This is a genomic window from Paenibacillus sp. B2(2019), assembly GCF_008370385.1.
Lineage (GTDB): Bacteria > Bacillota > Bacilli > Paenibacillales > Paenibacillaceae > Paenibacillus_AQ.
Genome location: NZ_VTZR01000002.1, coordinates 1,094,668 through 1,105,228, shown reverse-complemented (window position 1 = coordinate 1,105,228; position 10,561 = coordinate 1,094,668). Strand labels below are relative to the sequence as shown.

Here is a 10,561-nt window from a genome sequence, read left to right as displayed (position 1 = left end):
TTAGATTCCAAACACCTCCTCCATAAAATGTAAACGATTACAAGTATGTATAAATAAATTATTACATCATTCACAAATAGGATTTGGTTGCCCCAACCTTATCCATTGAGGCAACTGCTATCCGTCTCTAATTATGCTCTGCGAATTGTAAATTCAAAATCCAAATCTATTGATGGATCAATTAAATATTCATCAAGAACTGGTGCTCCCCAGCTGTCATCACCGCCAACGCCCATTTGACGACCGGCAATCGTAACAACGGTATGATGAATGTTCGGCAGCTCATAATGATGCGTCGCATTCTCCAGCTCCATTGCCGAATATGGCGATATGTTGGCTTCAACAGGGGCTGAGACTGGTGAGGATATTATAATCCCTTGACCAAGATCGTTGGTTACGGATACTTCGCGCACACCTGTACGGTTGCCTGATTCCTGCGGTACCAAATAGGACGATACATTGTCCACCGCATGATTCTGAAAGCGACACAATCTCGCGCCAAACGAACGGTCAATATAATTTTCTTCTGGCCCATTCGCATACCAATTCAGCTGGTAATAATCCGCTGGCACCTTGAAGGTTAAAGCAAAGAGGGGAAACTTCGGTAAACCCGGCTCTCCATGGTAGCTTGATTTTACCTTTATGCTCCCATCGGAGAACACCGTGTAAGTTACACTTACTCGTACTCCCTCTGACACACTCAGTTTATACACGTAAGTCACAGTCGCTCGGTCTTCTTCTTCCATAAGCTCGAAGCTTAAGGTTCTTCGGCTCAAGCTTGCAGCATACCAAGTGGAAGAGTCGAAATGCATTCCCGCCCCCTTGTCGTTGTCTGTCATCGCTCTCCAGAAGAGCGGTGCCGGCGGCGAAGAGATCATTTCCCGTCCTGAATATTTGACGGATATTAGTGTACCAGCCTGCTTCGAGAACATTACAGAGAAGTCACGACCGTGAACGCCAATATTTACATCCCCTTCAACTACGCGAAAATCATTTACATTAGTGCTTACCTTAGGCTGTGTTATAACCTCATCTTCTGACTTGTTCTCCACTTGAAATACATACTGTCCAAAAGCGATTTCGTAACCAGCGCTTGCCCATAACGAATCTTCTTTGAGCACAAGAGAAACATCTAAACTATACTCACCAGACCGGTTAGTCTCTGGTAAATCAAGTTCTACATATCTTTCTTCTCCGGGTTTAACCTGGGCGAATACAATGCCACGATGGAATTCCTCGCCCTCATAATTCAGACAATAGTTCAATTTATAAGCATCTAAGCCAACAAATAAGTTCTCATTTCTGATGATAACCCCATAGCAGTCAGGGGAAAGTTTGACGTTCTGATATAGAAATTTCACTTCCTGCATTTTCGGAGACCATCTGCGATCCGCATACACAATTCCGTTTCCGGAAAAGTTGTAATCGGTTGAACGGTCATCGAAGTCTCCACCATAAGCCATATAAGGTTTGCCATATCGATCATTTTTTACGATGACCTGATCCATGAAATCCCAGATAAATCCACCTTGATACATTGGATACTTCTGCTCTAGCTCTGTGTATTTATGCAATCCTCCAACGGAATTCCCCATCGCATGCATGTATTCGCAGCTAATATATGGCTTTAATGGATTCTCTTTTAGATACATTTCGATATCTGCTGCTTTCGCATACATCCGGCTTTCCATATCACTCGCATCATCATAATCCCGGTTATGGAACACCCCTTCGTAATGAACCAGACGAGTAGAATCCTTCTCACGAAAATAATTCGCTACGTTCCGAATGACTTCTCCGGCAAAAGACTCGTTGCCACAGGACCAAATCAGAATCGATGGATGGTTTTTGTCTCTCTCCACCATGGAAATCGCACGATCCATTACGATATCCTGCCATTCAGGCTTACTGCCCGGTATGTTCCAAGACGGTTCTACAACACCCATTTTTTGCCATGATCCATGCGACTCTAAATTCATCTCGTCAATAACATACACACCGTATTCATCACACAGCTCATACCAGAGTGTTTCATTCGGATAGTGCGACGTCCGTACAGCGTTGATATTCGCCTGTTTCAAAGTCTTTATATCCCACAGCATATCTTCTTTCGTAATACTGCGTCCAAAGCGCGAATTAAACTCGTGCCGGTTGACACCTTTGAATACAATACGTTTACCATTTAAGTGCATAATCTTATCGATCATCTCGAATTTTCGAAATCCAACCTTTTGCGGCACAACTTCCACAAGATCCCCGGATGCGTTGAAGACAGATACGTAAAGGGTATACAAATTAGGATCTTCTGCGCTCCACAGATGAACCTTTGATGCCTCAACTGTAAGCGAAACGGAATCTCCTGAAGCTCCAGTCTCACTACGAACTACAAGATTACCTGCCTTATCCTTAAGTTCAAGGACCACTTTCGAAGCAGGCTTACCCATCAACTGCATTACAGCCGTTAGCGTTCCCTGCTCAAACTGCTCATCCAGATCCGTCTGAACGTGGAGATCCCGCACATGAACATCAGGCACAGTATATAGATACACATCGCGAAAGATTCCGGAGAAGCGCCAGAAATCTTGATCCTCCAACCAACTTCCGGTACTACGCTGATAGACCTCAACCGCCAGCTTATTCTCACCTGTCGTCAAGTACGGTGTCAGATCAAATTCACTCGGCGTAAAGCTATCCTCGCTATAGCCAATAAACTCCCCATTTAGCCAGATATAAAAAGCGGATTCAACTCCCTGAAAAGAGATATACAGTGGACGTTGCTCCCAGCCTAAAGGCACTTCAAAATATTTAACATAGCTGCCTACAGGATTGTGATCCTCAGATATCATTGGAGGTCTAAGATGCTCATGACCATCCCATGGATACATCGTATTCACGTACTGAGGCTGCCCAAAACCCTGAAGCTGGATATGTCCAGGAACCTCAATATCATCCCACCCTCTACAGGACACGTTCTCCTTATAAAAATGCGCCTGTCGTTCCATAGCATTGTGGGCGTAGCTAAATTTCCAGCTTCCGTTCAGGCTATGGCGCCAACGCATATCTCCAAGCCCTTCAGCTTCAAATTTCGTCTCGTAATACCGATGATCGGAGTGCGCGTGTATTCTGCCTACTGCATAAATGGAAGGGTCTGACAACCATTCCAAACTTGGAGCGACGCCCCGTTCAACCTGCTGCTTCATCTAATTTTCCTCCTTCTGCTTTAAAATGATCGTTAGCTTATTTAACTGAACCCGTCATCCCAGCCACAAATTGCTTTTGCATCATGAAGAATACAAGTGCAGTCGGCAGGGTCGTAATGACAATCGCGGACATAATCAGACCATAGTCAGGCGCATAACCCGATCCAAGATTCGATATTAGCAATGGCACGGTCATATTTTCTGGTGATTGCAATACGATCAAAGGCCATAAATAGTTGTTCCAGCTGTTAAGGAAGGTGATAATCGCCGCGGCAGCATAAGTTGATTTCATCGTTGGCATATATATGCGGAAGAATAAACCAAATTCCGAAAGACCATCGATGCGACCGGCTTCCATCATTTCTTTAGGAAACATTTTTGTATTTTGACGGAAGAAGAAAATTAAGAATGCTGTTGTAAATGTCGGCATAATAACTGCTGCTGCTGTATCGATACCAAGGAACGGCACAACACTCGATACTTTGGCAAACATTTGAAATAGAGGTACCATGATTGCCGCGAACGGAATCATCATAGAGGCTAGTAAGATATTAAATACGATATCTTTACCACGGCTGCGGTACATTTCAAAACCATATCCAGCCGCCGATGCTACCAATAGTGAAAGTAAAGTAGTAACAACAGAGATTTTTGCAGAGTTCCAAAGAGCCTGCCACATATCCACTGAACTAAAGAGATTGTCTATATTCTTAAAGAGATGCGTACCCGGAAGTAATGTCCCTTTAGTTACATCAACCGACTGATTTGTGGCACTAATAACCATCCAGATAAATGGAAAGATAGAGATCAGCGCAGCGATGACTAGAAACAGGTAAGTAAACATGCGTTTAGTTTTCATTATCTCTTGTCTCCTCCTACTTTGTTCTGAATCAGCGTCAGAATGAGTACCATAACAACAATCGAGTAGGAGACGGTTGCAGCGTATCCAAAGTCAGGTGTGTATTCAAAAGAAAGGTTGTAAATATATTGGGAAATCGACATGGTTGCATTGCCGGGTCCACCTTTCGTGATGTTAACCACCTCATCAAACAACTGAAGTGTTCCAATGGTCGATGTTATCGTCGTAAACAAGATAATCGGTTTCAATAGAGGAATTGTGATTTTGAAAAATTGAGTAAATGCACTAGCGCCATCTATGTGAGCAGCTTCATAAATAGATTTGTCTACATTTTGCAGGGATGATAAATAGAAAATCATATTATAGCCAGTAAAGCGCCAAGTAATGGCAATGATGATGGTAACTTTGGCCCAGAAGGGGTCAGTAATCCATTGAATCGGTTCGCTGATTAGATGAAGATTCACCAGAAATTTGTTAATGATCCCTTCGGCTCCAAACATGTACTTGAAAACAACGGAATACGCTACAAGTGAGGTTACCGTCGGCAGAAATATAGCCGTTCTGAAAAAACCCTTAAATTTCAGTCTATCGTCATTTAGCAGGACGGCGATAAAGAGCGCCAGTACCAGCATGACTGGAACCTGAATAATCAAATAAATAAATGTATTTTTGACGGCAGTAAGAAAAGTAGTATCGCTAAACAATCGAATATAGTTATCTAGTCCGGTAAACTGAAGATTGTTGCCTCTACCCGTCTTAAAGGATAGAATTAACGCTTGGATCATTGGATAAAAATAGAAAATACTGATCATAATGACCGGCACAAGGACGAATAACCAACCCGTCAGACGGATCTGCCGTGACCCTTTAGAGCTCTTATGTTTTTGCGGGCTTAGCCCTGTCTTTATAGTTTCCACTCCACTCCGCACCCTTCTGTCTTATATATTAGAGATGAAAGCCCCTGCTACCTATCCTTCTGTATAAATCCAATTTACAGGAGAAGAAGGAGCAAGGGCATCGGTTGTACAGCCTAAGTGCGATTAGCGAATTTGAGTATCCGCTTGCTTCTGCGCATCTTTCAAAACAGTATCTACATCTTTGCCACCTAGATAAGATTGTACTGCTACAACCATAATGTCCTCGATTGCGTAAGTGTTCATGCCATAGTTGACGTTAGGAATTTGCTCGGTCCATGCTGCAAAGTCTGATACGACCTTTTGGCCTTTGAAAAATTCATCCGCAGCTGAGTAAGCTTCACCGCTCGCCGCAGCTTTCAAGGTGCCGATAACACCAACTTTTGTATTCAACATCTGATACAGTTCAGCATCAGAGGCAAAAGTCTTAGATAGGAACTCAGCTGCTGCTTCTTTACCATCTACATTCATTACGTACCAGGAACTACCTCCAAGGTTGGAAGCGTGAACAGAGCCTTCTGTTGCTCCTAACTTAGGTAGTGGAGCTACTGCCCATTTACCAGATTGAGAAGCTTCTGCTTTAATCGAAGGTGTAATCCAGTTACCTGTAGGTACACTAGCCACTTCACCACCATTGAATGCACCTACAAACTGACTCCAGTCTGAAATTACTTTTACGATACCGGAATCCATCATTTCTTTGTACATTACAAGTGCCTCTTTCAAAGCAGGGTTGCTTTCTATGGTCGGAGTCTGACCATCATCTCCGGTATACCATGCGCCCGCCGATTGGATCATCACTCGGATAAGTCCTAGATCGTTCGGATCAAGTGTTAGCATGCTTTTTCCGGTTTTCTCTTTTACAGCTTTACCGATCTCGATATATTGCTTCCAGTCGATATCCTGTAATGCATCCAGGCTGTAGCCTGCTTGCTCGAGATAGTCTGTCCGTACATACATTCCAGTTACGCCAGAGTCAAACGGAACACCGTATTGTTTGCCGTCAACACTGGTAGGGCCAATCTTATAATCCGCAAAGTCAGCAGCCTTTACAACATCCGTCAATTCATAAAAAGAATCTGGATATGCTTGTAAGAAGCTCTGTGCACGATAATCTTCGATCAACACAATGTTAGGCAGACCCTTCGTGGAACCAGAGTTTAGCCCCGTATTCAGCTTTTGAACGATATCAGCTTGCGCGTTCTCAACGACGTTAACCGTTACGTCCGGATTAACTTTCGCATAAGCATCTTTGGCAACATTCATAGCGGCAATGTTAAACGCCGGGTCCCAAGCCCAAACTGTAATCTCTTTTGGCTTGCTGCTACCTTCGGCACCGGAGTTACCAGAGTTGCTCGTTTCATTTTTCGTTCCACCTGTGGAACATGCCGACAGTAGAACCACACTAGCTAGCATTACGGATAATAATTTTTTCACTACGTAAACCCCCTTGATAGTCTGAAAAATAATAAAGATGGAAGCGTTTTCTCTGCTACGCCTCCATCTTATCATTTTGTATTCGTTTTCTTTGGCAGTATCTTTGTTAGCTTTGGTGATATTATTGGGTCCTATTTTGATTCTCATATCGACTCTGGTACTATTTTTAGATTCATGTAAAATTTTTAGTTTTTTAACAATGGAAGCGTAACAACGATTTGTGTACCTTCATTCCGTTTGCTTGTAATATTAATCCCGTATCTCTCACCGTATAACAATTTGATTCTGTCATCCACATTCCGTATACCGATCCCAGAGAACAGTTGGCGTTTGTGCTTCGAAGCTGGTAGCTGCTCCTCTTCCAGCAAATTCGGGTCAAGATCCATTCCATCACCGTTATCTACAACTTCACATACTAGTTGCTCTTCCTGCACGGAAATCATGATGAGAATTCTTCCCTCATCTTTAAGGTTGAATGCATGAAAGAATGCATTTTCGATAAAAGGTTGAAGAATTAGCTTCGGCATATGATAATCCAAGCTCTCTGGCTCCACAAAGTAATTCACACGGATCTTCTCACCATATCTCACGTGATTGATATACACATAATGCTTCAACGACTCCAATTCTTGACTAACAGGAATAGTAGAATGAACATCGCTTACTGTATTTTGCAGGAGTGAGATTAGTGAATTTATCGTTCCAGCTGCTTTTTCCTTATTGCCCTGCTGCACCAGAAATTTGATAGAAGCCAGCGTATTATATAAAAAATGTGGGTTAATCTGCATTTGGAGTGCCGCCAGCTCCGCATTACGTTGTTGCTTTTGAGTCTCCATCAGCTTATCAACATAATCATGAAGTGAATCAAGCATAAAATTGAAGGCGTTACCTAACTCCTTAACTTCATAACTACTATTAGTGACATCTACATGATTATCGAAATCACCTGTAGGAATACTCGACATCTGTTTAACGAGTACACGCAAGGACTTCGTCATTTTTCGGGTAATCAAAAAAACAATAATGAGCGATATTGCCACGATAGCCATGATTGTCAGTGTCACCGCTTTGGCATTCACCATCTGTCCGGTCACGGCGTTCTTATCTATCAGGTTCACCATATAAAAATCAAATTCAGGTAAGTATTCCGAGAAAACAATTCGTTCATTCCCCATCACATAGGTAGAATCGCCATTTTTACCTCCATCCTCTACTTCTTGCAGCAGCTTTTTATCGCGGAGCCCAATCATTTCTGTCTTGCTGCTGGATACAATTAATCCCTTCTTATTCAGCAACACGACGTCATTACCCTCACTCGTAAAGTTAGCGTAAAAGGGCTTGAAATCTCGGTCACGAATGGCTACGTACATGGTGCCATAAATTCTTCCGGTCGAATGATCAAATAAAGCTTTGGAAGCTACCAGCATAGGCTCTTTCACGTTCTCTTTATTTTCCCTTAGATCGAGCTGATACAGGATTTGATCAGGATGGGATATGGTTTCCTTCGTTATTGGGTGAGCCATTAGTTCATCTGCGGAAATGTCCCAATACCATGGATCTGTTGAATAACTCCTGCCATTTACACCCACGATCATGATACCAACATCAACGGCGCTGAGGTTAGAGCGGATTGCCCGCATGCCCTCTGTCATGTGATATGTTTTGATCGCAAGATTCACTGCATCCGTCTCTCCGCTAGATAAATAATTCCGGATAGCTTCATTTTGAGCCATCATAGTAGCACCGGTAGCAATAATGTTGTTATACGATTCCAGGTTTGACTTCATCTGATTCAGCAGTTTGCCGTTTGTAATACTAAAGGTCTGTAAAAATAATTTCTCCGACATACTAATTGTAATAGCCAGCGTCAAGAGTGATACAGTTACGATGCTAATTAGGGTCACGAGAAACAGCTTGAGGAATAAGCCCTGCTTTCTAATATTGTTAATGAAATTTCCAATCATGGCTGCTCTACGTCCCGTCTCCGGTACCGGCTTGGAGAAATGCCAGTCTGCTTTTTAAATACCTTGGTGAAATAACTCTGATCTGAATATCCCACGCTTGCGCTAATATCAGAAATTGATTTTTCTGTTGTCTCGAGCAATTCCATAGCTTTTTCCAAACGGACTTTATTCAGGTACTCACTAAAGCCTTCTCCATTATGGGCAGTAAAATAACTCGATAAATAAGAAGCATTGAAGTGGAACTGTCTAGCTACCCCTGTCAGTGTGATCGGATCTGCATAATGATTCTGAATATATTCGAGTAGCTTTGTCATATTGGGGTTAACCGATGAATTCGTCTCACCAATCGTGCGCTCAACTTCTCGAATGAATGCTTCGGTAACAGCAATAGCATCACTTGCATACATCGCTTCATCTATTTTTCGAAAGTAGTCGTATTTGGTCTCCTCCAGACCTCCGATCTCACACTTCATTTTTCCCAGCGTGGTCGCTACGTTAAATATAAAGTTGCCCAATAGCGATTTAAATTCGAAAATATCAATGCGATAATCCATTGAACGCAGATGGACATATTCAAGAAACTCTGTAAATGCCTTCTGGAATTGCTTACGTCTCAACTGGTCCATTAATTCTCCCATATCAATTTCCTGATATGCTCCCGGAAGACCCGGCAAGTGATCATTCTCAATCAGACTTCGTTCTGGCAAGTAGAAACTGTATCGTGTAAGCTTCAAGTAATTGTCTCGATAAATCTCACCAAGTCTCTCAAAGTGCGCGAAGCTCTGACTGATAATAAAATGTGTTTCTCTCACACGATGTTCTATTTCTGAGATCAGATAACGGAGTTCAATCACAAGCTCGTCCCAATGTTCTGGATTAACGTTAAGCAAATAAATGACCGAGTCGTTAACAAACTTTAACCGAATAAACACAACATCGTCCAATGCTAACTTTTGAATTCCTCTTTCGATTTCATTTGCGAACGTTAACTTATCACCAGAATCTTTAATATGCTTCATATCTGCTCCGAAAAATGCGAATTGTGCGTGTGGAAACTTGGTATGAAGCAAAGCAGGTTCTAGCACTGACTCATATCCCGTCATGAGCTTCTCGATCGCGAACAAAAGCTGCTTTTCCTCTGGATCGGCCCCTGAGTCGCTTATCTTCATCCCTGCCATCTTAGCTGTAGTTTTATTTAGGATGGACAACAGATAATCGGCTTCCAGCTTCGGCTTAAGGATGTAATCTGCTACCCCACTCTGAAATGTGGAACGGACATAATCGTATTCACTGAAGCTGCTTAAGACGATTACTTCAATGTGTGGGTACTTCTCCTTAACGATCTTGACTAGCTTCTCCCCGCCCATTATTGGCATTACGATATCCGTAATAATAATATGAGGATTCAGCTCCTCCATCATACTCAGTGCTTCAACACCGTTAGAGGCCTCTCCGACGATTCGATACCCTTCTTGTTCCCAATCCAAAAGATGTTTAATTCCCTGTCTAACCAGCATCTCGTCATCCACAATCATAATCTTAAATATTGGTTTCATATCTGCCCCCTTGCAGCTGTTCAACCTGTTATTATGTTCATTCACTGATTGAACAAATTTAAAAAGTCATACAAATGACCAGAACGCCATTCCTTCCTACTACGAAGCATTGGATGTAACCGTTTTCTATTTATCTGTTACAGTTCAATCCATCCGACTCGGAGCGACCTTCTATACAAATAAAGCCTTGAGACTTACTTAAATTTGTTTAAACCAAATAATAGTCCTCACCAGCAATTATGGTCAAGTCCCCATTTTCAAATCCAATTCCAAGCACAAGTTAATTCATTTGATTTACAATAATGATATATCGAATAACAATAAATTAATGTTGATTCGCGAGTGTTTTTTGTGTATTATATGATTATCAAGCAAAGGAGAATGTCATATGAAAAAGAAATATCTAATAGCCGCTTCACCATTATTATTAAGCATCATCAGTTTAATGATCTCACGTATGGTGGGTTCAAGCGTGGGACCGGATGGAATCTTGCATGAGCCGGCTTTTTTCTTAATTCCGCTTAGTTACCTATTTTTTTTCTGCAGTATTGTAGCATTCCTATTCGTAGGTCTCGGGTCAGTCCTCAATAATAGAAAAAAGATTTCGTAATAGCGTTGTGTGGGGACATTA

Annotated in this window: 7 protein-coding genes; 1 reads left to right on the top strand and 6 read right to left on the bottom strand. The window is 42.1% G+C overall.

Annotation, left to right across the window (positions count from 1 at the left end):
• Positions 1 to 131 precede the first annotated feature (131 nt).
• The 6 genes from lacZ to PAENI_RS05470 form a co-directional block, all read right to left on the bottom strand.
• Complete coding sequence (gene lacZ / locus PAENI_RS05495; protein WP_149644525.1) at positions 132 to 3,200, bottom strand: beta-galactosidase, LacZ type; 3,069 nt, start codon at positions 3,198 to 3,200, stop codon at positions 132 to 134.
• A 37-nt stretch (positions 3,201 to 3,237) separates the two neighbouring features.
• A complete protein-coding gene (locus PAENI_RS05490; RefSeq protein WP_042188171.1) occupies positions 3,238 to 4,059 on the bottom strand; it encodes a carbohydrate ABC transporter permease in 822 nt (273 codons plus the stop codon).
• The gene (locus PAENI_RS05485) at positions 4,059 to 4,871 is read right to left on the bottom strand and encodes a carbohydrate ABC transporter permease (RefSeq protein ID WP_371915743.1); all 813 of its coding nucleotides are present in this window, start codon (positions 4,869 to 4,871) and stop codon (positions 4,059 to 4,061) included. The genes PAENI_RS05490 and PAENI_RS05485 overlap by 1 nt, the downstream gene beginning before the upstream one ends.
• A gap of 228 nt (positions 4,872 to 5,099) precedes the next feature.
• Positions 5,100 to 6,410, bottom strand: a complete 1,311-nt coding sequence (locus tag PAENI_RS05480) for an ABC transporter substrate-binding protein (RefSeq protein ID WP_149644524.1) — start codon at positions 6,408 to 6,410, stop codon at positions 5,100 to 5,102.
• A 185-nt stretch (positions 6,411 to 6,595) separates the two neighbouring features.
• Complete coding sequence (locus tag PAENI_RS05475; RefSeq protein WP_149644523.1) at positions 6,596 to 8,374, bottom strand: sensor histidine kinase; 1,779 nt, start codon at positions 8,372 to 8,374, stop codon at positions 6,596 to 6,598.
• Positions 8,371 to 9,930, bottom strand: coding sequence for a response regulator transcription factor (locus tag PAENI_RS05470; RefSeq protein WP_149644522.1), 1,560 nt, complete (start codon positions 9,928 to 9,930; stop codon positions 8,371 to 8,373). Before PAENI_RS05470 ends, PAENI_RS05475 begins: the two co-directional genes overlap by 4 nt.
• A 388-nt stretch (positions 9,931 to 10,318) precedes the next feature.
• Between PAENI_RS05470 and PAENI_RS05465 the strand changes: the two genes are divergently transcribed.
• Complete coding sequence (locus PAENI_RS05465) at positions 10,319 to 10,540, top strand: DUF3955 domain-containing protein (RefSeq protein WP_149644521.1); 222 nt, start codon at positions 10,319 to 10,321, stop codon at positions 10,538 to 10,540.
• Positions 10,541 to 10,561: the final 21 nt, after the last annotated feature.

Coding starts and splice junctions, on each gene's coding strand:
- lacZ (WP_149644525.1), bottom strand. CDS start 3,200: ATGAAGCAGCAGGTTGAACGGGGCGTCGCTCCAAGTTTGGAATGGTTG.
- PAENI_RS05490 (WP_042188171.1), bottom strand. CDS start 4,059: ATGAAAACTAAACGCATGTTTACTTACCTGTTTCTAGTCATCGCTGCG.
- PAENI_RS05485 (WP_371915743.1), bottom strand. CDS start 4,871: ATGATCAGTATTTTCTATTTTTATCCAATGATCCAAGCGTTAATTCTA.
- PAENI_RS05475 (WP_149644523.1), bottom strand. CDS start 8,374: ATGATTGGAAATTTCATTAACAATATTAGAAAGCAGGGCTTATTCCTC.
- PAENI_RS05470 (WP_149644522.1), bottom strand. CDS start 9,930: ATGAAACCAATATTTAAGATTATGATTGTGGATGACGAGATGCTGGTT.
- PAENI_RS05465 (WP_149644521.1), top strand. CDS start 10,319: ATGAAAAAGAAATATCTAATAGCCGCTTCACCATTATTATTAAGCATC.